The organism is Micromonospora echinospora, from assembly GCF_014203425.1.
Lineage (GTDB): Bacteria > Actinomycetota > Actinomycetes > Mycobacteriales > Micromonosporaceae > Micromonospora > Micromonospora echinospora_A.
Genome location: NZ_JACHJC010000001.1, coordinates 5,412,921 through 5,438,335, shown reverse-complemented (window position 1 = coordinate 5,438,335; position 25,415 = coordinate 5,412,921). Strand labels below are relative to the sequence as shown.

At 73.2% G+C, this 25,415-nt stretch carries 20 protein-coding genes; 13 read left to right on the top strand and 7 right to left on the bottom strand.

Features of this window, described 5'->3' with window-relative positions:
* Window positions 1-10: 10 nt before the first annotated feature.
* From FHU28_RS24240 to FHU28_RS24230, 3 genes are all read left to right on the top strand, one after another.
* Entirely contained in the window at window positions 11-1,318 is a 1,308-nt protein-coding gene (locus FHU28_RS24240) for a hypothetical protein (RefSeq protein WP_184686727.1), read from the top strand.
* Between the two features lie 146 nt (window positions 1,319-1,464).
* Complete coding sequence (locus tag FHU28_RS24235; RefSeq protein ID WP_184686726.1) at window positions 1,465-4,680, top strand: AfsR/SARP family transcriptional regulator; 3,216 nt, start codon at window positions 1,465-1,467, stop codon at window positions 4,678-4,680.
* A gap of 161 nt (window positions 4,681-4,841) precedes the next feature.
* Window positions 4,842-5,402 (top strand): dihydrofolate reductase family protein, encoded by a 561-nt coding sequence (locus FHU28_RS24230; protein ID WP_184686725.1) that lies wholly within the window; start codon window positions 4,842-4,844, stop codon window positions 5,400-5,402.
* 4 nt (window positions 5,403-5,406) lie between these two features.
* Here FHU28_RS24230 and FHU28_RS24225 read toward each other — a convergent pair whose 3' ends face one another.
* Window positions 5,407-7,239, bottom strand: a complete 1,833-nt coding sequence (locus FHU28_RS24225; protein WP_184686724.1) for a thiamine pyrophosphate-requiring protein — start codon at window positions 7,237-7,239, stop codon at window positions 5,407-5,409.
* A gap of 100 nt (window positions 7,240-7,339) precedes the next feature.
* Between FHU28_RS24225 and FHU28_RS24220 the strand changes: the two genes are divergently transcribed.
* The 3 genes from FHU28_RS24220 to FHU28_RS24210 all read left to right on the top strand — a co-directional run bounded on the left by FHU28_RS24220 (window position 7,340) and on the right by FHU28_RS24210 (window position 11,404).
* Window positions 7,340-8,152 carry a TrmH family RNA methyltransferase gene (locus FHU28_RS24220; RefSeq protein WP_221454414.1) on the top strand — a complete coding sequence of 271 codons (813 nt, stop codon included), beginning with the start codon at window positions 7,340-7,342 and terminating at the stop codon, window positions 8,150-8,152.
* Window positions 8,153-8,196: 44 nt separating this feature from the next.
* On the top strand, window positions 8,197-9,648 hold the full coding sequence (gene argG / locus FHU28_RS24215) for an argininosuccinate synthase (protein WP_184686722.1): 1,452 nt from the start codon (window positions 8,197-8,199) through the stop codon (window positions 9,646-9,648).
* Window positions 9,649-9,733: 85 nt separating this feature from the next.
* On the top strand, window positions 9,734-11,404 hold the full coding sequence (locus FHU28_RS24210; RefSeq protein ID WP_452299002.1) for a PucR family transcriptional regulator: 1,671 nt from the start codon (window positions 9,734-9,736) through the stop codon (window positions 11,402-11,404).
* 117 nt (window positions 11,405-11,521) lie between these two features.
* On the opposite strand, the gene FHU28_RS24205 is transcribed toward FHU28_RS24210, so the two are convergent.
* A complete protein-coding gene (locus FHU28_RS24205) occupies window positions 11,522-12,871 on the bottom strand; it encodes a MurL-like N-terminal domain-containing (protein WP_184686720.1) in 1,350 nt (449 codons plus the stop codon).
* 87 nt (window positions 12,872-12,958) lie between these two features.
* Here FHU28_RS24205 and murD point away from each other — a divergent pair, with 87 nt between their 5' ends.
* Window positions 12,959-14,305 (top strand): UDP-N-acetylmuramoyl-L-alanine--D-glutamate ligase, encoded by a 1,347-nt coding sequence (murD, locus tag FHU28_RS24200; protein WP_184686719.1) that lies wholly within the window; start codon window positions 12,959-12,961, stop codon window positions 14,303-14,305.
* A gap of 1 nt (window position 14,306) precedes the next feature.
* Here murD and FHU28_RS24195 read toward each other — a convergent pair whose 3' ends face one another.
* The 3 genes from FHU28_RS24195 to FHU28_RS24185 all read right to left on the bottom strand — a co-directional run bounded on the left by FHU28_RS24195 (window position 14,307) and on the right by FHU28_RS24185 (window position 16,457).
* A complete protein-coding gene (locus tag FHU28_RS24195) occupies window positions 14,307-14,891 on the bottom strand; it encodes a DUF6114 domain-containing protein (RefSeq protein WP_184686718.1) in 585 nt (194 codons plus the stop codon).
* 1 nt (window position 14,892) lies between these two features.
* Complete coding sequence (locus FHU28_RS24190; protein ID WP_030500319.1) at window positions 14,893-15,507, bottom strand: DUF6230 family protein; 615 nt, start codon at window positions 15,505-15,507, stop codon at window positions 14,893-14,895.
* A 185-nt stretch (window positions 15,508-15,692) separates the two neighbouring features.
* Window positions 15,693-16,457, bottom strand: a complete 765-nt coding sequence (locus tag FHU28_RS24185) for a TetR/AcrR family transcriptional regulator (protein ID WP_184686717.1) — start codon at window positions 16,455-16,457, stop codon at window positions 15,693-15,695.
* A 350-nt stretch (window positions 16,458-16,807) separates the two neighbouring features.
* Between FHU28_RS24185 and FHU28_RS24180 the strand changes: the two genes are divergently transcribed.
* Window positions 16,808-17,494 carry a Tat pathway signal sequence domain protein gene (locus FHU28_RS24180; RefSeq protein ID WP_184686716.1) on the top strand — a complete coding sequence of 229 codons (687 nt, stop codon included), beginning with the start codon at window positions 16,808-16,810 and terminating at the stop codon, window positions 17,492-17,494.
* 58 nt (window positions 17,495-17,552) lie between these two features.
* Here FHU28_RS24180 and FHU28_RS24175 read toward each other — a convergent pair whose 3' ends face one another.
* Complete coding sequence (locus tag FHU28_RS24175; RefSeq protein WP_184689858.1) at window positions 17,553-18,515, bottom strand: hypothetical protein; 963 nt, start codon at window positions 18,513-18,515, stop codon at window positions 17,553-17,555.
* Window positions 18,516-18,632: 117 nt separating this feature from the next.
* Here FHU28_RS24175 and FHU28_RS24170 point away from each other — a divergent pair, with 117 nt between their 5' ends.
* Window positions 18,633-19,928 carry an aspartate aminotransferase family protein gene (locus tag FHU28_RS24170; RefSeq protein WP_184686715.1) on the top strand — a complete coding sequence of 432 codons (1,296 nt, stop codon included), beginning with the start codon at window positions 18,633-18,635 and terminating at the stop codon, window positions 19,926-19,928.
* A 3-nt stretch (window positions 19,929-19,931) separates the two neighbouring features.
* On the opposite strand, the gene FHU28_RS24165 is transcribed toward FHU28_RS24170, so the two are convergent.
* A complete protein-coding gene (locus FHU28_RS24165) occupies window positions 19,932-21,344 on the bottom strand; it encodes an acyltransferase family protein (protein WP_184686714.1) in 1,413 nt (470 codons plus the stop codon).
* Window positions 21,345-21,507: 163 nt separating this feature from the next.
* Between FHU28_RS24165 and ngcE the strand changes: the two genes are divergently transcribed.
* From ngcE to FHU28_RS24145, 4 genes are all read left to right on the top strand, one after another.
* A complete protein-coding gene (gene ngcE, locus FHU28_RS24160) occupies window positions 21,508-22,923 on the top strand; it encodes an N-acetylglucosamine/diacetylchitobiose ABC transporter substrate-binding protein (RefSeq protein WP_184686713.1) in 1,416 nt (471 codons plus the stop codon).
* On the top strand, window positions 22,923-23,831 hold the full coding sequence (locus FHU28_RS24155; RefSeq protein ID WP_116507122.1) for a carbohydrate ABC transporter permease: 909 nt from the start codon (window positions 22,923-22,925) through the stop codon (window positions 23,829-23,831). Before ngcE ends, FHU28_RS24155 begins: the two co-directional genes overlap by 1 nt.
* The gene (locus FHU28_RS24150; RefSeq protein WP_184686712.1) at window positions 23,828-24,733 is read left to right on the top strand and encodes a carbohydrate ABC transporter permease; all 906 of its coding nucleotides are present in this window, start codon (window positions 23,828-23,830) and stop codon (window positions 24,731-24,733) included. The genes FHU28_RS24155 and FHU28_RS24150 overlap by 4 nt, the downstream gene beginning before the upstream one ends.
* An 85-nt stretch (window positions 24,734-24,818) precedes the next feature.
* Window positions 24,819-25,343, top strand: a complete 525-nt coding sequence (locus FHU28_RS24145; protein WP_260413089.1) for a hypothetical protein — start codon at window positions 24,819-24,821, stop codon at window positions 25,341-25,343.
* Window positions 25,344-25,415: the final 72 nt, after the last annotated feature.

Here is a 25,415-nt window from a genome sequence, read left to right as displayed (position 1 = left end):
GGACCGGGCGATGACGACCATCGGGACCGAGGCCGCGCCGGACCTGAGCGCGGCGACGCGGGTACGGTTCCACCCGCTGCGGATCCGGCCGTCCGACGACGACCCGGACTCGGTGGTGGTGGGCCGGCCAGAGGTCGGCGAGTTCGTGGAGCTGCCCGCGATCGGCGCCCGCGCCGTCGAGCTGCTCGACGGCGGAGCGCCGATCGGCGTGGCCGAGGAACGGATCGCCGCCGAGCACGACGTGGACCTCGACCTCGTGGACCTGGTGCTCGCGCTGCGGGAGGCGGGCCTGGTGGCCGAGGTCGACGGCCGTCCCACCGGCGGCGCCCGCCGCGAGGACCGGCCGCACCTGCCCTGGCTGCGGGCCCGGCACGTGCGCTGGCTGTTCGGCCCCGCGGCGAAGGTGGCCTACGTCGCGCTGGTCGCGGCGACGCTGGCCACCGTGGTACGCCGCCCCGAGCTGCTGCCGTCGTACCGGGACTTCTTCTGGACCGGCTACGTCGGTCTCGCCGTGCTCGTGAACACCGCGCTGTTCTCCGTGACGGCCGTTCTGCACGAGTTCAGTCACCTGGTCGCGGCCCGTTCGCTGGACGCGCCGGCCCGGATCCGCTTCGCCACCCGGCTGCACCACCTGGTCCTGGAGACCGACGTGACAGCGATCTGGTCGGTGCCGCGCCGCCACCGGTACCGCGTCTATCTCAGCGGCCTGCTCTGGGATTTCGCCGTCGTGTGCGCCGCGCTGCTGGTGATGGCGTACGCCCGGCCGCATCCGCTTGTCGAAGGGCTGCTGTCCGCCGTCGTCCTGGTGATCGTCATGTCGATGGCGCTGCAACTGCACGTCTACATGCGCACCGACTGCTACTTCGTCCTGCTGGACCTGCTGCGGTGCCGCAACCTGTTCCAGGACGGCTTCGCGTACGCCCGGCACCTGCTGCGCCGGGGTCTGCACACGGCGCTTCCCGGCCGGGTGGCGGCGTCCGCCGGGGACCCCACCGCCGTCCTGCCGCCGCACGAGCGGCGCGCGGTGCGGATCTACGCGCTGGCGGTGGTGGCGGGCAGCGCTGTCGCGCTGTCCAGCTTCGTCCTGTTCGGAATCCCGATCGTCGCGCACGGCGCGATCCAGGCGGGCTCGGCAGTGCTGGCCGGCGCGACCGGCGGAAGCCTGCTCGCGGCCGTGGACGGCGCGCTCGTCCTGCTCGTCGAGGGCACGCTCCAGGCGATGTTCCTGGTCACGTTCTACCGCCGTCACTCGCAACGGCGCCGGGCGCGGGCCACCTCCGGCCCGGCGCCGCACACCGCGCCGGAGCCGATCGGCTGATCGGCGGCGACGACCAGCCACAGTGGTGCGTCCCCCCGGCCACCGCTGGGACGCGCCACTCGCTGACCTTGCGCGACCTCGTCTAGGGTGGGCCGGAGGGCGATCATGAAGTGGTCGCCCGGGTCCGCGCGCTTCGGGGGGAGCGAATGGTGCCGGCGGTCATGTATCGGCTGCTCGGCCCGGTCGAGGTGTGCCTCGACGACCGGAGGGTCCGCGTCGGTGGCCCGCGCAGTCAGGCAATGCTCGCCGCGTTGCTGCTGGAAGCCAACCGGATCGTCCCGGTGTCCCGCCTCATGGACGCCGCGTGGGGCAGCCATCCTCCGGCGAGCGCGGACGTCCAGGTCCGCAACCGGGTCGCGGCGGCGCGACGGGCGCTGCGCGCCGCCGGTCTTCCCGGCGACGTGATCGGCACCCACGGCTCCGGATACCTGCTCACCGTCGCCGACGGTCAGCTCGACCTGGACGTCTTCGAGGAACGGGTACGCCGGGCCGAGGGGCGCCTCGACCGGGGCGGCGCCCCGGAGGAGGCGGTGTCCGGGCTGCGCGAGGCGCTGGCGATGTGGCGCGGTCCGGCGCTCGACGGCCTGCGTACGCCGGCGCTCACCGCGGCGGCGCAGCGTCTCGACGAGCGGCGGATGACAGTGGTCGAGCGCTGCCTCGGCCTGGAGCTGGGCCTCGGCCGGTACGACGGGGTGATCGGCGAGCTCACCGAACTGGTCGAGGCGTACCCCTGGCGGGAGTCGCTCGTGGGTCAGCTCATGCGGGCCCTCTACCTGGCGGACCGGCAGGGCGAGGCGCTGGACCGGTTCGACCAGTTGCGCCGCCGCCTGGCCGAGGAACTCGGCGTCGACCCGACGGCGCAGCTGATCCGGCTGCGCGACCTGATCCTGCGCAACGACCCCAGCCTGCGGTCGCCGCCCGACGCGGGGCCGGTCGTCGCGCCGCCCGACCACCCGGCCGCCTCCGGAACGCGCCAGGCCGACTCGGGAACGCGCCAAGCCGCCGACCCGAACGGAGCCGCCGGACGGGATGGGGTCGCCGGACCGCAGGGGCCCACCGATTCGGGCGAGGCCGCCACACCCCACGGGTCCGCCGATTCGGTCGGCGCCGAAGCCACCGACGCCCCCGGGGCGTGGGCCGGGCGCCCACCGGTCCGGATGCTGCCGGCCGGCCTCACCGACTTCGTCGGCCGGGAGGAGCAGACGGCGGCGGTCCTGCGGTGGCTTCCGGAACGGCCGGCGGTCGCCGTGACGGCGATCAGCGGCCTGCCCGGCGTCGGCAAGACCGCGCTGGCGGTCCGGATCGCCCACCACCTCGGCCCGGCGTACCCCGGTCCGCACCTGTACGTCGACCTGAACGGGCACGAGCATCCGTCGTCTCCGGTCGAGGTGCTCGGGCGGTTCCTGCGGGCGCTCGGCGTGCCCGGCGCGGAGATCCCCGCCGACCTGGAGGAACGCGCCGCGCTGTTCCGGGGGGCGATGGCCGAGCGGCCCGGTCTGGTGCTGCTGGACAACGCGGCCGGCGCGGCGCAGGTGCGCCCCCTGCTGCCCGGGACGGACACCGTCGTGCTGATCACGAGCCGGCGCGCGCTCGTCGACGTCGACGGCGCCTACCAGCTGCGGCTGGACCCGCTGCCCGAGGCGGACGCGCTGCGGCTGCTCGCCGGCATCATCGGCGCGGACCGCGTCGCTGCCGAGCCCGGCTCCGCCTCGGACGTCGTCCACCACTGCGGACTGCTGCCGCTGGCGGTGCGGATCGCGGGCGCCCGGCTGGCGATACCCGGCGTGCCGTCGCTGCGGCAGGCGGCGGCGCAGCTCGCCGAACTCTCGCACCGGCTGGACCACCTCACCCGCGCCGACCGCAGCGTACGGGCGGCGTTCCACTCGGCGTACGTGGCGCTGGACGAGCCGGCCCGGCGGCTGCTGCGCCGGTTCGCCGTGCTGGACCTCGACCGGGCCCCGCCGTGGCTGCCCGGCGTCCTGCTCGACGACGAGGCGGGCGCGGCGGACGCGGTAACCGGTCTGGTCGAGGCCAACCTGGTCGAGGTGACCGGACCGGACGAGCTGGGCCAGGTCCGCTATCACCTCCACGATCTGGTCCGCGCCTTCGCCCGGGAGCGCGCCGCGCGGGAGGAGGGGCCGCGGGAACGGCCGGAGGTGCTGCGGCGCGTCTTCGGCACCTGGCTGACGCTGGTCGAGCAGGCCCGGGTGGCGCTGAGTCACGAGAGTGGCGCCGCCATCGTCGCCGACCTGCCGAGGTCACCGGCGCCCACCGGTGAGCACCTGAGCGACCCGAAGCGCTGGTTCAGCGCCGAACGGGCCGCCCTGCTGGTCAGCGTCGAGCAGGCCGCCGCGACGCCCGGCCTGGAGGACTACTCCTGGGCGCTGGCCTGGCACTGCGACTACTACCTGTTCGTCGACGCCCGGCTGGACGAGCTGACCCGGGTCACCGAGACCGGGCTGGCGGCCGCCGAGCGCCGGCGGCACCCCGAGGGGATCGCCCGGCTCCGGCTCTGCGTGGCGTTCGCGGCCCTGCTGCGCAGTGACCTGGAGGCCGCGCTCGGCTACGCGCAGGCCGCCGCCGCGGCGGCCGAGCCGCTCGCCCAACCCTGGCTGCGGGCCGACATCGCCGGGGTCGAGAACCAGGTGTACGAGGGACTGGGGGACCGGGCGTCGGCGCGCGCGAGCCTGGTCCGCTCCATCGAGCTCTACCAGGAAGCCGGTGACGAGGTCGCCGCCGGACCGAAACTCGTCCGGCTGGGCGTACTCCAGTTGCAGGAGGGCGATCCGGCCGCCGGGGAGACGCTCGCCCGGGCCGTCGCGCTGCTGCGGGCCGCCGGCACGCCCCGGCCGCTCGCGTTCGGCCTGCGCGCGTCGGGCCGCTGGCACGATCACCGCGGCGCGGTGGACGAGGCCCGGGCGGCGTACCTGGAAGCCCTGGATCTGGTCCGGCGGCACGGTGACCGGCTCGGTGAGGTGGCGCTGCTCAGCGAGGTCGCCGCGATGCTCGCGGGGCACGGCCGGCTGGGCGAGGCGGCCGGGTACGCCGACACCGCCCTGGAGCAGGCCCGCGAGACGCGGGTCGCGGCGTACCTGGCCTACGCCCGGTACGCCCAGGGACGGATCAGCCTGATGTCGGGCGAGCCGGCGCGGGCGCGGGTCCTGCTCGAACAGGCGGCCGGCGACCTGACGGCCAGCCCGCCGCTGCAGGTGGAGGCCCTGATGGACCTGGCCCGGGCGGTGGAGCGGCTGACCGGGGCCGAGGCAGCCCGGGACGTCTGGCGGCGCGCCCACGCGGTGGCTGCCCGGATCGGGGCCACTGCCACGGCGGACCAGATCGAGCGGCGGCTGGCCGGACCGTAGCCTGGCCGGGAGGGATTAGCCGGCCGGGAGTGGTCAGCCGGCCGGGAGTCGTCTGTCCGGCCGACAGTCGTCGCGGCCGGGTTGTCGGATCCGGCCGGACGGCTCCGACCCACCGGCGAGCGCGCCCCACCGGGACGCGCCGCAACGCGGAGGAACACATCATGGGCACTGTCATCTACTGGGTGCACACGTCGGTCGACGGCTTCATCGAGGGGCCGAACGGCGAGTTCGACTGGCCGGAGATGGGGGAGGAGCTGTCCGCGTACTCGATGGACCTGTCCGAGCGGGCCGCCGCCTTCGTCTACGGGCGGCGGGTGTGGGAGATGATGGCCGCCTACTGGCCGCAGGTCGAGTCGATTTCCGACCACCCGCACGACCTGGCGTTCGCGCCGATCTGGCGGCGTACCCCGAAGGTCGTGGTCTCCCGCACGCTCGCCGAGGCCGGCCACGGCGCCCTGGTCGTCGGCGGCGGCGACCTGGCCACGGAGCTGGCGGAGGTCCGCGAGCGGTTCCCCGGCGACCTGCTGCTCACCGGCGGCACCGGCGCGGCGACGGCGCTGGCCGCGCTCGGGCTCGTCGACGAGTTCCAGGTGATCGTGCACCCGGTGGTGCTCGGCGGCGGGCGGCAGGTGCTGCCCGGCCTGGCCCGGCAGAGCCTGCGGCTGGTCGGGACGCGCACCTTCGACGGGCGGTCGGTGCTGCTGCGCTACGCGCGGGCCTGACGGGTCAGCGCCCACGGCGGCGGGGCCGGTACGTGGCGAGCGCGGCCGGTACGCCGCGGCGCACGATGCCGGCCCGGTCGCTGTCCCCGCGCAGCACCGCCGCGGCGGTCTTGCGGGCCTGCTCGGCGGTGAAGTGCGGCGGCAGCATCAGCTCGGCCGGGTCCACCACCGCGTTGACCACCACCGGCCGGTCCGTGTCGAGCACCCGCTGCCACAGGCCGTCCACCAGGCCGGGGGAGTCGACAAGCTCACCGCCGAGGCCCAGCACCTCGGCCCACCTGTGGTACGCCACGTCGGGCAGGTCCTGGCTGTCCGGGAACATCGGCGTGCCCTCGCCGGAGCGCTGCTCCCAGCTGACGAACGCCAGATCCCGGTTGTTGAGCACCAGCACCACGAACCGGGGGTCGGACCACTCCCGCCAGTACTTCGCCACCGTGATCAGCTCGTTGACGCCGTTCATCTGCATCGCCCCGTCGCCGAGCAGCGCGATCACCGGGCGGTCCGGGTGGGCGAACTTCGCCGCCAGCGCGTACGGCATCCCGCCGCCCATGGACAGCAGCGTGCCGGAGAGGCTGGCCAGCATGCCGGGGCGCACGCGCACGTGGCGGGCGTACCAGGCGGTGGCGGTGCCGCAGTCCACGGCGAGCATGGCGTCGCCTGGTAGCGCGTCGTCGAGCGTGGCGAACAGCGACTGCGGGTTCACCGGCTCGGCCGGCTGGGCGGCCACCTCGCGCTGCGCGGCCCGCCACTTGCCGGTGGCGTCGGCGATCGTGGCCCGCCAGGCGGTCGGGCCCGGCCCCGGGCCCAGCTCCCTGAGCAGGGCGCGCAGCGTCGGCCCGGCGTCGCCGGTCAGGTTCACCTCGGTCGGGTAGCGCAGCCCCATCCGGGTGCCGTCGATGTCGATCTGCACCGCCCGGGCCTGCCCCTCGGGCGGGTAGAACTCCGAGTACGGCATCTGGCTGCCGACGATCAGCAGCCTGTCGCACTCGCGCATGAGCTGCCAGCTCGGGCGGCTGCCGAGCAGGCCGATCGCGCCGGTCACCCAGGGCTGGCGGTGGTCGACGGCGGCGAAGCCGAGCAGCGCGGTGGCCACCCCGGCGCCGAGGCGGTCGGCGATCCGGCGTACCTCGTCCTCGGCGCCCAGCGCGCCCTGCCCGACCAGCATCGCCACCCGCTCGCCGCCGCGCAGCACCTCGGCGGCCCGGCGCACGTCGGCCTCCGGCGGCACTGTCGGCTCGCTGCTCGGCACGGCGCTGGTGTGGTAGTAGCCGTGGGCGTGCGGCGGGTGCGGCACCGCCGGCAGGTCCTGCACGTCGGAGGGGAGGACCAGGGCGGTCACGGTACGCCGGGCCAGCGCGGTGCGGCAGGCCCGGTCCACCAGGTGCCGGGCCTGGGACGGGTCGTCGAGCTGGGCCAGGAAGGCCGAGGCCACGTCCTTGTAGAGCGAGACCAGGTCCACCTCCTGGTAGTAGCCGCCGCCCTCGGCGGGCAGCGCGGTGTGCCCGAGCAGCGCCACCACCGGCTGGTGGTCGAGCTTGGCGTCGTAGAGGCCGTTGAGGGCGTGGATCGCGCCCGGACCGCTCGTCACCACCACGCAGCCGAGCGGACCGCCGCCGTACTTGACGTGCGCGCCGGCCGCGAAACCGGCGGTCTCCTCGTGCCGGACCTGGATGAACCGGGCACGCCCCTCGGCGCGTTGCAGCGCCGAGGTCATGCCGTTGATCCCGTCGCCCGGGTAGCCGTAGTAGCGGTGCACGCCCCATTCGGCGAGCCGGGCCACCAGATAGTCGGCGACTGTGGCGTCGCGAGGGAGGTTGCCGTCGTGCTCCGCGCCCATCGTGGTCCCTCCGTCGCGTCGGCCTTCGGCTCCGTTCCCCGCCCGGGGCGGCGGAAACCCGGCCCGTGCCGGGGCGGCCGGGCGGGCCGGGCAGAATCGCCTGGTGCCCGTCCACGAGATCACCGACCCCGACGACGACCGGATCGCCGACTACCGCGCGCTCACCGACGTGGAGCTGCGTACCCGCTGGGAACCGCCGCACGGGCTGTTCATCGCCGAGGGGGAACTGGTGCTGCGGCGGGCGCTGCGGGCCGGCTACCCGGCCCGGTCGTACCTGGTCGACGCCAAGCGGGTGGACCAGCTCGCCGACCTCGACACCGGCGACACCCCGGTGTACGCGGCCTCGCCGGACGTGCTCCAGCGCGCCACCGGCTTCCACGTGCACCGGGGCGTGCTCGCGTCGTTCCACCGCAGGCTGCTGCCGTCGGCCGACGAGGTGCTGGCCGCCGCCCGGCGGGTGGTGATCCTGGAGGACGTCAACAACCACACCAACCTGGGGGCTGTTTTTCGAGGCGCCGCCGCGCTCGGCATCGACGCGGTGCTGCTGTCCCCGACCTGCGCCGACCCGCTCTACCGGCGCAGCGTACGGGTCAGCATGGGCGAGGTGTTCGCGGTCCCGTACGCGAAGCTCGACAGCTGGCCCGCAGGGCTGGACCAGGTCCGGGCGGCCGGGTTCACGGTGCTCGCCATGACGCCCGCGCCGGATGCCGTACCGATGCAGCGGCTGACCCCGGCGCAGCGGGAGCGGGCGGCGTTGCTGCTCGGGGCGGAGGGGCCGGGTCTGACCGCGGCGGCGCAGGCGGCCAGCGACGTGCGGGTGGTGATCCCGATGCGGCGCGGCGTGGACTCGCTGAACGTGGCCGCCGCCGCGGCGGTGGCGTTCTGGGAGCTGGGGCGCGACGACCTGCTCTGACGTACGGCTTGCATGACCATGCGAGACCGTGCATAATCTTCCTTGTGTCCAAGGTTCTCACCTCCCTGCCCATCGGCGAACGTGTCGGCATCGCCTTCTCCGGCGGCCTCGACACCTCGGTCGCGGTCGCGTGGATGCGCGACAAGGGCGCCGTCCCGTGCGCCTACACCGCCGACATCGGCCAGTACGACGAGCCCGACATCGCCTCGGTGCCCGGCCGCGCCCACACCTACGGCGCCGAGGTCGCCCGGCTCGTCGACTGCCGCGCCGCGCTGGTCGAGGAAGGGCTGGCGGCACTGACCTGCGGCGCCTTCCACATCCGCTCCGGCGGGCGGGCCTACTTCAACACCACCCCGCTGGGCCGGGCCGTGACCGGCACGCTGCTGGTGCGGGCGATGATCGCCGACGACGTGCAGATCTGGGGCGACGGCTCGACGTTCAAGGGCAACGACATCGAGCGGTTCTACCGCTACGGCCTGCTTGCCAACCCGCAGCTGCGGATCTACAAGCCGTGGCTGGACACCGACTTCGTCACCGAACTGGGCGGGCGCACCGAGATGTCGGAGTGGCTGCTGGAGCGCGGCCTGCCGTACCGGGACAGCACCGAGAAGGCGTACTCCACCGACGCCAACATCTGGGGCGCCACCCACGAGGCCAAGACGCTCGAACACCTCGACACCGGCATCGAGACGGTCGAGCCGATCATGGGCGTGAAGTTCTGGGACCCGTCCGTGGAGATCCCCACCGAGGACGTCACCATCGGCTTCGACCAGGGCCGCCCCGTGACGATCAACGGCAAGGAGTTCGGCAGCGCCGTCGACCTGGTGCTGGAGGCCAACGCCATCGGCGGCCGGCACGGCCTGGGCATGTCCGACCAGATCGAGAACCGGATCATCGAGGCCAAGAGCCGGGGCATCTACGAGGCGCCCGGCATGGCGCTGCTGCACGCCGCGTACGAGCGGCTGGTCAACGCCATCCACAACGAGGACACGCTGGCGAACTACCACAACGAGGGCCGCCGCCTCGGACGCCTCATGTACGAGGGCCGCTGGCTGGACCCGCAGGCGCTGATGCTGCGCGAGTCGCTGCAGCGCTGGGTCGGCACGGCGGTCACCGGCGAGGTCACGCTGCGGCTGCGCCGGGGCGAGGACTACTCGATCCTCGACACCACCGGCCCGGCGTTCAGCTACCACCCGGACAAGCTGTCGATGGAGCGCACCCAGGACTCGGCGTTCGGCCCGGCCGACCGGATCGGCCAGCTCACCATGCGTAACCTCGACATCGCCGACTCCCGCGCCAAGCTGGAGCAGTACGCCTTCGTCGGCATGGTCGGCGGCGGCAACCCGCAGCGGGTCGTGGGCGCCGCCCAGGCCGCCTCGACCGGGCTGATCGGCGCCATGCCGCAGGGCGGCGCCGAGGCCATCGCGTCCCGGGGCGTGCCCACCGCCGAGGACGAGGCGCTCGACCGGGCCGCCATGGAGTTCGGCGTCGACTGATCCGCCGTCGGCCGGCTCGTCCTCCCCGGCGAGCCGGCCGGTGCGGCCCTCGGCAACGGCGGTGACGCAGGGTAGCGTGTCGCCCGTGTTCCCTACCGTGCGTGAGGTCCTGGACCTGGTGCCCATGCGCCACGGTGCGCCGCGCCTGGTCGCCGGGAGCGCCGGGCTGGACCGCCCGGTGCGGTGGGTGCACATCGCCGAGGTGCCCGACATCGCCACCCTGCTCGGCGGCGGGGAACTGGTCCTGACCACCGGCATCGGGCTGCCGGCCGACGACGCCGGGCTGCGTGAGTTCATCGGCACCCTGGCCGACGTCGGCGCCTCCGGGCTGGTGGTCGAGCTGGGCCGCCGGTACCTCACCGGTGTGCCCCGGGTGATGGCCGCCGCCGCCGAACGCCGCGGCCTGCCCCTGGTCGAGCTGCGCCGGGGCACCCCGTTCGTCCGGATCACCGAGGCGGTACACGGCCTGATCGTGGACGCCCAGCTCACCGAGCTGCGCGCCACCGAGGAGATCCACCAGCGGTTCACCGACCTGTCCGTGGAGGGCGCCGAACCGGCCGAGGTGCTGCGGCAGGCCGCCGAACTGGCCGGCTGCCCGATGGTGCTGGAGAACCTGTCCCGGCAGGTGCTCGCGTACGACCCGGCGGGGGAGAACGCGGAACTGCTGCTGGACGGCTGGGAACAGAACTCCCGGCAGATCCGCCCCGCCGGGCGCACCGCGTACGACCCGGGCAGCGGCTGGCTGGTCACCACAGTCGGGGCGCGCGGGCAGGACTGGGGACGGCTGCTGCTGCGCTGGCCGGTCGCCGAGTCCACCCCGCCGACCCGGCTGACAATCCTGATCGAGCGGGCCGCCTCCACGCTGGCCCTGGGACGGCTGATCCGGCGCGACGCCGAGGGCCTGGAACGGCAGATCCACCGCACGCTGCTGACCGCGCTCATCGACCACTCCCGCCCGGTGGACGAGGTGGCGCTGCGCGCCAAGGCGCTCGGCGTCGTCCTCGACCGCCGGCACCTGGTCGGCGTGGTGGTCCGGCATCGCGGCGACGAGCCGGCCGCCGACGCCGGCCCGGGCGCCGACGCCGACCCCGAGGCCGGCCCGGCCCGCCTGCGCGACCTCGCCGAGGCGGTCGGCCAGGCCGTGCGGGACGCCAAACTGACCGCCCTGACCAGCGCCGTCGACGACCATGCGGTGGGGGCGCTGCTGGCGCTGCCCGACGAGGCCGCCGAGGAGAAGGCACTCGCCGCGTTCGCCACGGCGTTGCGCCGGGTACGCCTCGACGCCGCCCCGTCCCGCCCTCCGGCGTCCCGCACCGTGGTGGCGGCCGGTTCCGGCGTGGGCAGCCTGCGCGAGGCGCGCCGTTCACTTGTCGAGGCGCGCCAGATCGCCGAGGCGGCCCGGCGGGACCCCCGTGACCTGCTCTGCTACCGGTTGCCGCACGTCGGGCTGGCCGGTCTGCTGCACCTGCTGCGCGACGAGCCCCGGTTGCAGACGTTCGTCGAGCGTGAACTCGGGCCACTGCTCACGTACGACGCCCAGCACCCCCGCGAGCAGTTGCTCGGCACGCTGCGCGCGTACCTGGAGCAGGGGCGGAACAAGTCGGCCGGGGCGGCCGCGGCGCACCTGTCCCGGCCGGCCTTCTACGAGCGGCTGGCCCGGATCGGCCGCATCCTCGACGCCGACCTGGACTCGGTCGACAGGTGCCTGTCCCTGCACGTGGCCCTGCTGGCCCTGGACGCCATCCGCACCCCCTGACCCCCCGGGTCCGGCTGAGTTCGCCGATCTTGGAGTTGTGGCGCCCGGGATGCCCCGAAACGCCCCGTTCTGTGCGGTGCCACAACTCCAAGATCGACGAGTGTCGAGTGGTGATCATCAGGTCAGGGCGGTCAGGGCCTTGGCGTAGAGGGCCGGGACGAAGTTCGGGCCGCCGGGAGTGAACACGTCGGAGGTCGCCGCCGCCTGCCAGGCGGTGTCGGGCAGGGCCGCGACCAGGGCGCGTACCACCGGGGCGTCGCGCCACTGGTCCTGCTGGGCGAGCAGGCTCAGCGCCACGACCGACTCCTCCACCTCGCCGACGCACTCGAACGGCTTGTGCCCGTCGACGCCGAGCAGCTCCCGGTAGCCGGGCACCTGGGACTCGTCGGCCAGCAGGTCGCCGCCGAAGATGCCGGTCAGCCGCTCCCGGGGCATGAACGGGGCCATGGCCAGGAACACGAAGCGGCACTTCGGGCAGTCCCGGCACCAGCGTTCGCTCGCGTCGCGCAGCTTGAACGCGGCGTTGCAGCTGGTCACCACCGCGTCGTACCGGTCGATCTCGGCGAAGACCCGGGCGATGTGCAGCTCGGACAGGGAGCGCAGCAGCGAGAAGTAAGGCTCGGTGAGCCCGGCGTGTTCGGCCAGCGCCGCGCGCAGCAGCCCTTCCGCCTCGACGCCCTTGGACCACTGGTGGTTGATCTCGTGACCCTGCCAGATCAGGTTCGGGTCGGACGCCGAGCGCTCGTTGGACATCACCACCGATCCGAGGCCGTGCAGCACGGCGGTGGCGACCGCGATCAGCGAGTTGATCGCGGTGACCGGGATGTGCCCGTTGCGGGCGCCCGCGGCGTTCAGCTCGAACAGCACCGGGTCCAGCCGCCGCCGGGCGGCCAGCGGCACCAGGTCGGACGCCTCGTTTACCGCCACGATCACGTGGTTCGGGTTGACCGAGAAGGGCACCGGGTCGAGGCCGGCGCGGCGCAGCGCCTCCAGCGTGACGATGGAGTCCTTGCCGCCGCCCACCGCCGACAGCGGCCGCCGGTCGGAGTTGTCCAGCGGCGTCGCCGGGTCCACCGTCCCGGCGGGCACCTCGGGGCGCAGTTCCAGCACGTACGGCAGGTCGTTGCGGTACGCGTACTCGGCGAGGCCCTTGGTGTAGACGGCGGTGACCAGCTCGACGGCGGCGGCGCCCAGCGGCGCGGGCAGCACCAGCCGGGGCGGCGCGGCGGCCTTGTAGTAGCTGACGCCGGCGACGACGTGCAGCAGCTCCAGGACCCGCGCCAGGGTGGCCGCTGTGGCATCGGTGACCGGCTCGGACGGCAGCGGTAGCGTGATCACCTCGGTGAATCGCTGCTCGCCGTCGGGACCGGTCAGGGCGTAGTCGAACAGGACCTCGCCGGTGGCGAAGTCGATCGAGTAGGACGGGAAGGTGAAGGCGTCCATCCGCCGCAGCTGCTCGTTGGGCACACGCCATACTAGGCCCTGGTTCGTCCGCCCGTGTCCGGCTGGGCCGACCCCCGACCGCCCTGCACCGACCGAGTCCGAGGAGAGCCCGTGCGCCTGTCTGATCTGCGCGGACGTCATGTCGCCGTCTGGGGCGCCGGCCGCGAGGGCCGGGCCGCGGTGACCGCGATCGCCGCGCACGGGCCGGCCGGCCTGGTCGTGGTCGACGACAGCGCCAACTTCCTCACCCTGCCCTGGGAGGGCCCGCTGGCCGACGCGGCACCGCTGGTGACCGGCGAGGAGGGCTTCGACCGGCTGGCCGCGGCGGACGTCGTGGTCCGCTCGCCGGGGGTGCCGAACACCCACCCGTGGATGGTGGAGCTGCGCCGACGGTCGGTGCCGGTGACCCAGGGCAGCGCGCTGTGGATGGCCGACCACGCGGGCCGGACCGTCGGGGTGACCGGCAGCAAGGGCAAGAGCACCACGTCCAGCCTGATCAGCCACCTGCTCACCGCGATGGACCGGCCGAACGTGTTCGGCGGCAACATCGGGGTGCCGTTGCTGGACCTGCCGGAGGCCGAGCTGTACGTGCTGGAGCTGTCCAGCTACCAGTGCGCCGACCTGACCGACTCGCCCCGGGTGGCGGTGGTGACCGCGCTGTTCCCCGAGCATCTGGACGCGCACGGCGGTGAGCGGGAGTACTACCGGGACAAGCTGAACCTGATCGCGCACGGACCGCACGCTGTCGTGGTCAACGGCGCCGACCCGCGCCTGGCCGCGGAGCTGGGCGACCGGGCCGCGATCCGGGCCGGCTCGCCGGACACCACGCAGGTGGCGACCGGGCCGGACGGCACGCAGTGGTTCCACCTGCGGGACACGCCGCTGTTCCCGCGCGCGGTGCTGCCGCTGGTCGGGCGGCACAACGAGGGCAACCTCTGCGTCGCGCTCGCCGTGCTGGACGCGCTCGGCGTCGACGTGGTGGCGCGTAGGGACAGCCTCGCCGTCGCGGTCGCCGAGTTCCAGGGCCTGGCGCACCGGCTCACCGAGATCGCCGACCCGTCCGGGCTCACCTTCGTCGACGACACGCTCGCCACCAGCCCGTACGCGGCCATGCACGCGATCGACGCGTACGAGGGGCGGCCGCTGACGGTGATCGTCGGCGGCGCCGACCGAGGGCTGGACTACAGCCCGCTGCGCGCGCACCTGGCCGATCGGGAGATCACCGTGATCGGCGTGCCGGACAGCGGCCCCCGCATCGTGGAGGCGCTGTCCGGGCTGCCGTCGGTGCGTACCGAGCTGGCCGACGACCTGGTCGCCGCCGTCGGGCTGTCCCGCAAGCTCACCCCGGCCGGTGGGGTGGTGCTGCTGTCCCCGGCCGCGCCCAGCTACGGCCGGTTCCGCAACTTCGAGCACCGCTCCGAGGTGTTCGCGCAGGCGGTGGCGGACACCGCCCGCTGAGTCAGCCGCGCTCCGCCCGCGTGTGCCGTGGCGGCCCCGGCTCGGCCGACAGGAGCGCGTCGAGCGACTCGGTGGGCGCCGAGCTGCCGACCGGCTCGCGCGGCCCGGGCGCGGTGGCGGCGGCCGCGGTACCGGCGGGCGTCGCCTCGGCAGGCGTCGCCTCGGCAGGCGCCGCCTCGGCGGATGCCGTCTCGGCGTGGGCCGCCCGCTGCTTGACCGGGGTCCAGGCGAACGCGAGCGCCCCGCCCACCAGCGCCAGCAGCATGCCGACCAGGAACCCGCCCAGGTTCGAGGTGAGCCAGGAGACCAGCCCGAGCACCAGGGAGAGCACCGCGTAGAAGACCCGTTGCTGCGGCGTGGTGATCAGCAGTACGCCGCAGATCACCAGGATCGCCGGCACCAGGTACGCGGCCAGGCCCTGCGGCCCGACGTGCAGCAGTACGCCGAGCGGCGCGCGCAGCGTCACCAGCATCTCCGCGCCGCCGAGCGCGATGAGCAGCCCGGCGGTGAACGGCCGGGCGCGCCGCCAGTGCCGCCAGCGTGCGCGGACGCCGGCGGCCGGGGCCGTGTGCTGTCCCGCGGTCACGTCAGCACCCGTCGGAGCTGAAGCCCATGCGCAGGTTGGGCAGCGTGAAGATCGCGGCGGTGGTGGCGTAGTTGTTCTGCCGCAGGTTGGTGATGGTCACCGTGTCGGCCTGCTGGGCGAACACGCCCGGGTTGCCCTTGACCCCGGGGACCTTGTCGACGGTGCTGGCGTCCTGCCCGACGTCGATGTTCTTGAAGGAGGCGTTGCCGGCGATCTCGTCGCCGTCGACCACGAGCGTGCGGGCGGTCACGGGCTTACCGGAATTGCCGGCGGTGATCCGCAGGTTGGTCCCGCCCAGGTTGATGCTCTGGCAGAGATTCGTCAGTTCGGCCTTGTCGATGGCCGAGACGATCACGAGCACCTGCCCGCCGGTGTCGCCCTGGTTGGGGCTGTCCGGGATCATCTGGTCGAGCGTGGCGAACTGTTCGAACCCGGTCCCCTCCAGTTTGTCGGCGGTGACGGTGAACGGCATGCCCGAGATGGCGAACTGCGCGCCGAGGACACCCTGGGCGGTGAGCATCACCATGCCGGCCGCGCCGACCGTCACGGTGCCGAGCGTGACGGCGAACCGGCGCCAGCGTACGCCGCTCCTCGGTTGATCGATCTGCTCCGACATGATGGCTCCCTTTCGAGATCAATTCATCCGCGACGATGTGAATTGGATTCGCGGGATGTCCGCGCCGGGTGGGCGCAGGCCGAAGTTACCGCTGAGTAAAGGGCCGGTCAACTGCCTGTAGCAGATCGTTGGGCGGCATTTGCCAAAAGCGGCCAAAGTGAAAAACCGCTGCGGTTTCTGATCGGTCAGGGATGACCGGTCGGCGCGCACGGCGCCGTGGCGGCCGGTCCGTCGTCCGGCCGGGCGGCCCGGGTGGCGCGCCGGGCGCCCTCGGGGCCGAGAAACGGCGCTGTGGCCGCGTACGTGAGCACCGGCAGCAACAGCGGCAGCTCGTCGGCCCGCCCCTGCGCCACCCGTTCCCGGACGGTGGCGTGGATGCCGCCGACCACTGTGGACACGAGCGCGTCGCGATCCACCTCGGTGCCCGCCGGCTCCGGGCCGGCGTCGGCGAAGAACCGGCGGAAGCTGCGCAGCAGCGCGTCGCGTTCCCGGCGCGCGTCCGGCCCGGCCGCGTCCACCTCGACAAGTGCGATCCGGGCGAAGGCGGGCACGCTGGCCAGCACGTCGAGCAGCGTGCGCAGCGCCGCGCGGGCGGCGTCCGGCCAGGCCGGGCCGGCGTCGCGGTAGGCGTCCTCCATCAGGTGCGACACCACTGCGATGCCGTGCCGGTACGCGGCCAGGAAGGCGTCCTGCTTGCCGGTGAACAGCGCGTAGAAGGCGGGCCGGGTGACGCCGGCCGCGTGGCAGATGTCGCTGACCCGGGCGTTGTCGTAGCCCCGGGCGGCGACCTCGCGGACCAGCCCGTCGAAGAGGCGGTCGCGCTGGGTCGCCGCCACCTCCTCGGCCGGCACGCGGCGCGGGCCGCGCTTGATGGCGCGGTCCGGGTCGCGGCCGTGGCGAGCGCCCGGCAGGGGCACGGGCACCGGTGGCGGCGGGCTCGGGACGGTCACCTATCGACCTCTCTTGATGCGTTGACTTTACGACCCTCCGGGGTTTATAACTTTCGACACGCTCAGTTCACGTCTCGTCACCGCTGGTGATCTCTCCTCGTCGGTCACCCCGTACGTGTCGAAGGAGGGCCGGATGGCTGCCATTATCGCCGCGCGCACCCGTCCCCCCAAGGCCGGGAAGACCGAGGTGACGCGGCGTCGCCGCACTGCGCCACGCCGCCCGGCCCGCTGAGGCCGCAACGGCGCACCACCACTGTCGGCGGTCCGATCCCGGCCGCCGCGCCCACCGGCTCCGTCCACTCCGGACGCCGCCGGCACCGTTTCCTGTCCCACTGCCGGAAGGAACAACCATGCCCAGGTACGGACGCATCGGCGCGGGCCTCGCCGCCCTGGCGCTGCTGACCGGTCTGGTCGGCGCCGCCCCCGCCACCGCCGCACCCACCACCTCGCTGGCCAGCGCCGTGCTGACCTACCCGACCGTCGCCGGCACCGCCGTGTCGGTGGGCGACGTCATCCAGGCCAGCCTGCGCAGCGGTACGAACGCCACGTTCTACTCCTCGACCAGCGGCACCACCGGCATCAAGTGCGCCGCGTCCAGCTTCAGCGCCAAGGTGCTGACCAACCCGACCGCTCCCGGCACCGCGACCGAGAGCCTGACCGCGCAGTCGTTCTCCAGCTGCACGACGAACGTCTTCGGCACCACCGGCGTGCAGAGCGTGACTGTCAACAACCTGCCCTACACCACCTCGGTGACCAGCGCTGGCGTCGTCAAGATCTCTGGGACGACGGCGGCGCCGATCCAGAGCACCGTCGTGCTCAACTCGCTGCTCGGAACGATCACCTGCGTCTACCGGACGAGCACGAACACGCTGACCGGTACGGCGTCCAACGCCACCAACTCGATCACCTTCACCAACCAGGCCCTGACCAAGTTCTCCGGCCCGTCGCTCTGCTTCGGCACCGCGTACTTCACCGCCTCGTACTCGCCGGTGAGGGACACCAGCAAGACCGGCAGCCCGGCGGTCTACGTCAACTGACCACCCGGCACGCGGGCCGGTGCGCGGCGCAACGCCGGGCACCGGCCCCGCACGCCGGTCAGCCCGCCGTCAGCGTCGCGTGCAGCGCGCGCATCGACCGCAGCGCCGACCGGATCTCCTGCAGGTAGCGGCCCGGCGTCAGGGTCGGCTCCGGTACGTCGACCGCGGCGCGCGCGGCCGGGTCCACCCCGACCGTCTCGATGCCGCACCCGTACGGCACGGCGAGCGTCCGCAGCGCGTCGCAGTGCTGGAACGGCACGTAGATCGGGGCGGTCACCATCAGCACGTCGTCGCCCTCGCGCAGCCGCACGTGCTCGGCCCAGAACCGCTGCGTGTCGGCGGTGTGCGCGCGACGGCGGTCCGGCTCGCTCGACGGCGCGGCGAGCACCCGTACCGGGGGCAGCCCGGCCGCCCGGTAGGTGCGCGAGGACCAGGCCCGGTGCGGATGACCCGCCGGCTCGCCGCGCTCCTCGTCCGGCTCGGCCACCCCGAACGCCAGCCGCACCCCGGCGTCGAGGACGTCGACCTCGGTGGCGCAGCCGGGCAGCCCGGCTGCGTCGAGCGTGCGGGACTCGGCCGCAGACAGCGGACGGAAGCTGCCCAGCACCGCCACCTCGCCGGTCACCTCGGCCGCGGCGCCGGCCAGCATCGCCGCGTACGCGGTGCGCCGCAGGCACGCGTGCGCCAGCCCGCCGAGCACCAGCAGGTGCGCGTACCCGGATCGGGCCGGCGCGACGGCGCGGACCAGGCCGAGCGCGGCGGCGGCGCTCAACACCACCTCGGCGGTGGCCGGGTCGAACGCCGGCTCCCGGGCGTCCGGGCGTTCCCGTCCCTGCCGGAAGTCCCAGCGGCGGGCGGAGAACGCGTCCAGGCCGGCCAGCACCGCCGCCAGTTCGCCGTCGGGCCAGTCACCGCCGAAGCGCGCCACCAGGCCCCGCACCGGCGTGGACTCCACCCAGGACCGGATCCCGGCCAGGAGGTGCGCCCGCGTCGTCCCCGCCACGCCGCCCGGCAACGTCACCTGATCCGTCCGCACCCGCCGGATGCTACCGCCGGGCCGACTCGCACAGTGCCGGTTGTCCCGGCCCTGGTCGGGGTGGGAGCGTGCGGGGATCCACCTCCGCTGAAGGGTGCGCCGATGACCTCCGACGACCTGCTGGCCCGGCACCGGGCAGTGCTCCCGTCCTGGATGCCGCTCTACTACGCCGAACCGCTGGAACTCGTCGCCGGTTCCGGTCGCCGGGTCACCGACGCGGCCGGCCGGACCTACCTGGACTTCTTCGGCGGCGTGCTGACCACGATGGTCGGTCACGACATCCCGGAGATCCGGGAGGCGGTCGAGCGGCAACTGCGTACCGGCCTCGTGCACACCTCCACGCTCTACCTGATCCGCCAGCAGGTCGAGCTGGCCGAGAAGATCGCCCGGCTCTCCGGCATCCCGGACGCCCGCGTCTTCTTCACCAACTCCGGCACCGAGGCGAACGAGGCCGCGCTGCTGGTCGCCACGAACCACCGGCGCTCGCACCAGATCCTCGCGGTGCGCAACAGCTACCACGGCCGGTCGTACGCGACGATGGGCGTCACCGGCAACCGCGGCTGGTCGGCCAGCGCGCTGAACCCGTTGCAGGTGGCCTGGCTGCACTCCGGCGAGCGGCTGCGCGGGCTGCTGGCCCGGCTGGATGCCGCGGACCGGGTCGACGCGGCGGTCGAGGACCTGCGCGAGGTGCTCGCCACCCAGACCGCCGGCGACGTGGCCTGCCTGATAGCCGAGCCGGTCCAGGGCGTCGGCGGCTTCGTGCACGGCCCGGACGGCCTCTTCGCCGCCTGGAAGAAGGTGCTGGACGAGCACGGCATCCTGCTGATCAGCGACGAGGTGCAGACCGGGTGGGGTCGCACCGGCGAGCATTTCTGGGGCTACCAGGCGCACGGCGTGACGCCGGACCTGCTCACCTTCGCCAAGGGCATCGGCAACGGCTTCGCGCTGGCCGGGGTGGTCGGCCGGGCCGAGGTGCTGGAGTCGGTGCCGGCGATCAGCTTCTCCACGTTCGGCGGCAACCCGGTCTCCACCGCCGCCGGCAACGCGGTGCTCGACTACCTCCTCGACCACGACCTCCAGGCCAACGCCGCCCGGGTCGGCGCGATCCTCGGCGACGGCCTGCGCGCGGCGACCGCCGGGCTGGACCAGGTCGCCGAGGTGCGCGGCAAGGGCCTGATGCTCGCCGTCGAGTTCGTCCACCCGGGCACCGTCGAGTCGGACGCGGCGCTGACCACCCGCGTCTTCGAGGCGTGCCGGGCCGGCGGCCTCCTGGTGGGCAAGGGCGGCCTGTACGGCAACGTGATCCGGATGGGCCCGCCGCTGACGCTCACCGAGGACGAGGCCCGTGAGGGTCTGGCGATCCTGGTCGAGGCCGTTCACAGCGCGATCGGCGGGTGAACGTCAGTCCGGCCGGTCCTCCCGCCCGGACCTGAGCAGCCACAGCAGACCCGCCCCGGCCAGGTACGCCACGAGCGCCGGGGCGGGCAGGCCCAGCGGCTCCGGCGCCGTCTTGGGCGCGAGGCTGTTCAGCAGCAGGCCGACCAGCACGCCCGCGTACCCGGCGAGGGCCAGTCCGGCGCGCAGCCGCCGCCTCCCGGCCCCGGCCGGACCGGTCGCGGTTGGGCGGCGGGTCCGGGCCTCGACCGGGCCGAAGACGGCGACCAGCACGGCCAGCACCGCGGCCAGCGCGAGCAGCCACGGTACGCGCCACGTCCACCAGGCCGCCGAGCCGACCGGGGGAGTGGGCAGCACGCCGAGCGCGTCCAGCAGGCCGACCAGCAGCACCGCGGCGGTCAGGTGCCAGAGGAACAGGGTGAGCACCACCGCGTTGACCGCGAGCACCGCCTGCCACGGGCCGGACCGGCGCAGCCAGCGCCCGGCCGGGCGCCGCAGCAGCAGGACCAGGCCGAGCTGGGCGGCGGCAGCGGCCATCAGCGCCAGGCTCGGCGGCGCCGCGTTGTCCAGCCGCTCGCCGGGGACGTGCAGCATCGCCACCGGGTACGGCCCGGCCGTCGTGAGCAGCACCAGCGCGACCAGCCCACCGCCGAGCAGGAGCGCGCCCGCCCGGCGGGACAGCGGCAGCCCTCGGCGGAGCAGGCCGGTGCCACCGGCATCGACCCTGTCGTCGCCCGAGGTCGCGTCGCCGGTGCGGCGGGTGTCCGCCCGGGCCGCGTCGTACCAGGCGAAGCCGAGCTGGTGCACGGCCAGCCAGCCGAACAGGTAGTTGCCGTCGGCGAGCACGGCCGGGCCGAGGAGCCGGCCGAGGTCGCCGAGCGCGACGAGCCCGACGAGCACCACCGGCACGGCGAGCCCGAACCGGCGGTGCAGCGCGTACATCGGCGGGGTCAGCGCGACCACCGCGACGTAGGCGACCAGGAACCACAGCGGGATGGTGGCGAACCAGACCACGGCGCGCACCTGCGTCGCGTCGGCGCCGCGCAACGTGGCGATCCCCGCGCCGACGGCCAGGACCAGCAGCAGTACGGTGGTCGGCCGGACCAGCCGGGCGCTGCGGTCGACCAGCCAGCCCGTCGCCGAGCCGCCCCGGCGGCGGCGTGAGGCGAGCGAGGCGGCGTTCGCGTAGCCGCCGACCAGGAAGAACACCGGCATCACCTGGGCCACCCAGGTCAGCGGCCAGGCCCAGCGCAGGTCGGCCAGCGCGGAGTGACCGGCGGGGCGGCCGTCGTCGTACCCGATCGCGGTCACGCCCCAGTGGCCGAGCACGACCATGGCGATGGCCACCGCCCGGAGCAGGTCGATGTAGCGCTCCCGCCCCGGCGGCGTGCGTTGCGCGAGCTGCCGCAGGCGGCGCATGAGGTCAGGCTAGGCGAGCGCGCCGCGACCGGTACGGATAACGGATCGGTCGAGGGGTCTTGTGGTCCCCGTCGCACTGTCGTAGAAATTCTTCAGTGGAAATGCCTTCCGTGAAGACAAGCAACGGTTTGCTCACCAGGCGTACCCGAACCGAGGAGATGCGATGAACAGGCGTGAGATCCTTCGGCGCAGCGCCGCCGCCGGCCTGCTGGCCACCCCCGCCGCCGGCCTGCTCGCCGGCTGCGCCACGTCCGGCGGCGACGACGAGGGCGACGGCGGCGCGTACAAGGGCACGAAGAGCGAGCAGAACCCGCTCGGCGTCGCCGAGGACGCCCCGCTGGAGGTGGTGATCTTCAACGGCGGCTTCGGCGAGGACTACGCAAAGGCCCACGAGGCCATGTACAAGGAGCGGTACCCGAAGGCGGAGATCAAGCACTCGGCCACCGCGGAGATCAGCAAGACGCTCCAGCCCCGCTTCGTCGACGGCAGCCCGCCCGACGTGGTGAACAACTCCGGCGCCGGCCAGATCGACTTCAACGGCCTGGTCTCACAGAACGCCATCGCCGACCTGGGCGAGCTGCTCGCCGCCCCCAGCCTCGACACGCCCGGCAAGACGGTCAAGGACACGCTGCTGCCCGGCACCGTCGAGGTCGGCTCCTACGACGGCCGGTTCCTGGTGCTGAACTACACCTACACGGTGTACGGCATCTGGCACTCCACGAAGCTCTTCGCCGACCGCGGCTGGGAGGACGCCAAGACCTGGGACGACCACATCGCGCTCTGCCGCCGGATCAAGGCCGCCGGCATCGCCCCCTGGACGTACGCCGGTGTGCACCCCCGTTACATGAGCTGGCCGCTGATCTCCACCGCGATCAAGTTCGGCGGTCCGTCGGTCGCGCTGGCCATCGACAACCTGGAGCCCGGCGCCTGGAAGTCGGACGCGATGAAGACCGCCGCCGACGCCTGGCACCAGATCGTCAAGGACAAGTTCATCCTCGCCGGTTCGCCGGGCCTGGACCACAAGCAGTCGCAGACCGCCTGGTGCCAGGGCAAGGCCGCGTTCATCTCCTGCGGCTCCTGGCTGGAGAGCGAGCAGAAGGACGTCACCCCGTCCGGCTTCAACATGACAGTCGCGCCCACGCCGAGCCTCGGCAGCGGCGACAAGCTGCCGTACGAGGCGATCCGGGGCACCGCGGGCGAGCCGTTCATGGTGCCGGCGAAGGCGAAGAACATCGCCGGTGGCCTGGAGTACTTCCGGACCATGCTGTCCCGCAAGGGCGCGCAGGACTTCACCAGGAAGGTCGCCAGCCTGCCCGTGGTCGCCGGCGCCACCGAGGGCATCGACCTGCCGCACGGGCTCGGCACCGTGGTCAAGGCGCTCGACGCGTCCGGGTCCAACGGCTTCAACTGGGTCTACAACAACTACTACCGCAAGCTGGAGCGCAACCTGGTCGACGCGGCCTGCGGCGAGTTCTTCAGCGGCCGGATCGGCCCGGCCGAGTTCCTCGACCAGTGCCAGAAGGGCGCCGACTCGATCGCGCAGGACAGCTCGGTCAAGAAGTACAAGCGGTCCGCGTGATGCGACAGGGTCGCCTCCCCCTGATCCTCACGTTTCTGCTGCCCCCGCTGGCGTTGTACGGCATCTTCGTGCTCTCGCCGTACCTCCAGGCGTTTCAGATCTCCACCACCGACTGGATGGGCTACTCCGCGCAGGCCGACCCGGTCGGCCTGGCGAACTTCCGCACGCTGCTGAACGACGGGTACGTGTGGAACGCGTTGAAGAACAACGCGATCCTGCTCGCCGTGGTGCCGGTGGTGACCATCGCGCTGGGACTGTTCTTCGCCAGCATGCTCACCATGGGCGGACGCAAGGGCCGGGCCGGGGTGACCGGGGTGCGTGGCACCTCGGTCTACCGGCTCGTCTACTTCTTCCCCCAGGTGCTCTCGGTGGTGATCATCGCGCTGCTCTGGAAGGAGATCTACAGTCCGACGAGTGGCCTGCTCAACGGTGCCCTGCGCGCCGTCGGGCTGGCCACCCCGGCCTGGCTCGGCGACCCGCGTTTCGCGTTCTGGTGCGTGCTGGCGGTGATGGTGTGGAGCAACGTCGGCTTCTACGTGGTGCTCTTCGGCGCCGCCATGCAGGCCATCCCGCGCGACATCTACGAGGCGGTGCTGCTCGACGGCGCGTCCCGGACGACGATGCTGCGGAAGATCACCATCCCGCTGCTGTGGGACACCATCCAGGTCGCGTGGATCTACCTGGCCATCGCGGCGCTCGACGGTTTCATCCTGGTCCAGCTCATGACCAACGGCGGGCCGAACTTCTCCTCCGACGTGATCGGGCTGCGGATGTACGACACGTCGTTCGGCAGCGAGAACAAGTTCGGGTACGCCTCGGCGATCGGTGTGGCGATGTTCTTCCTGACCCTCTCGGTGGCGGTGCTGGCGCTGCGCACCGCCCGGCGTGATCGGATCGAGTACTCGTGACCACCGTGGACACCGGCGCCCCGGCCGCCGAGGCGACCCGCGCGGCCACCCCGGCCGACCGTCCGCCCCGGCGTGAGCTGGGCGTGGCGAACGTCTTCTCGCACGGCTTCCTCATGCTCTGGGCGGCCATGACGGTGCTGCCCCTGGCCTGGATGCTGCTCAGCTCGCTGAAGAGCAACGGCGAGATCATCGCCGAGCCGTGGGGGCTGCCCGAGGCGCTGCGCTTCGACAACTGGGCGCGGGCCTGGAGCACGGCGCACATTGGCCGGTTCTTCTTCAACAGCCTGGTGGTGGTGTCCGGCTCGCTGAGCCTGACCATGCTGCTCGGCGCCACCGCCGCGTACGTCTTCGCGCGCTACGAGTTCCGGGGCCGGCAGGTGGTCTACTACCTGTTCGTCGGCGGCATGATGTTCCCGGTGTTCCTGGCCCTGGTACCGCTGTTCTTCGTGGTCCGCAGCGTCGGCCTGCTCGGCACCTGGCCGGGGCTGATCCTGGTCTACACCGCGTACTCGCTGCCGTTCACGGTGTTCTTCCTGACCGCCTTCTTCCGGACGCTGCCGACGTCGGTGGCGGAGGCCGCGATGATCGACGGGTGCGGGCACTTCCGGCTCTTCTTCCGGGTGATGCTGCCGATGGCGAGACCGGGACTGATCAGTGTCGGGATCTTCAACTTCCTGAGCCACTGGAACCAGTTCCTGCTGCCCCAGGTGCTGATCCCGGGTGACGGGCAGGACCGGATGCTCGCCCAGGGCCTGAGTTCGCTGGCGGTCAGCCAGGGCTACGCCGGTGACTACGCCCAGTTGTTCGCCGGGCTGACCATCGCGGTGCTGCCGGTCCTCGTGGTGTACGTGGCGTTCCAGCGCCAGGTCCAGTCCGGACTCACCGCCGGGCAGCTCAAGTGAGGTGGTTGCCACAGGCAACGGGGCAGTGGGGAAGATCGAAGTGACCTAGGGTGAGCCGGCACGCTCATCTATCGACAGGAATATCATGTTCTTCCTCATCTACACGCTGTTGCTGTTGCTCGGCGGCATCGCGATGATCGCGGTAGGCATAGCCGTCAAGGAACAGGGCAAGGGCTCCCGGATCCTCAACGTGGTCGTCGGCCTGGCCTTCTTCGGGTACGGCTTCTACCTGCTTTTCCTCTTCGACGGTGACAGCTACCGGATCTTCTTCTACGTCTTCGTCCTGCCGATCCTGCTGATCGTGCGCGCGGTGAAGGCACGCAAGGAGGCACGCGAGCAGGCGGGTGCGCAGCAGTTCGCAGGCGGCCAGCAGCAGCACCCCGGCGGCCAGCAGCAGTTCGCGCGCGCGCCGCAGTACCCGGGCGGGCAGCAGCAGCCGGGCATGTACCCGGGGGCGGGGCACGGTCAGTCCGGCCAGGCGTTCCCGCCCGCCCAGGGCCAGCCCGCCCTGGGTCAGCCCGCACCGTACGGTGCCGCGCCGCAGGGTCATCCGGCTCAGCCCGCTCCGCAGGGCTGGCACCCGAATCAGCCGAACTCGCAAGACCGATAATGATCGGCCGGAGTACCCGGCCCACGTCGAGAACCGCCGGAAGCGGCGAGTGGAACGCCATGGGTGCCAAAT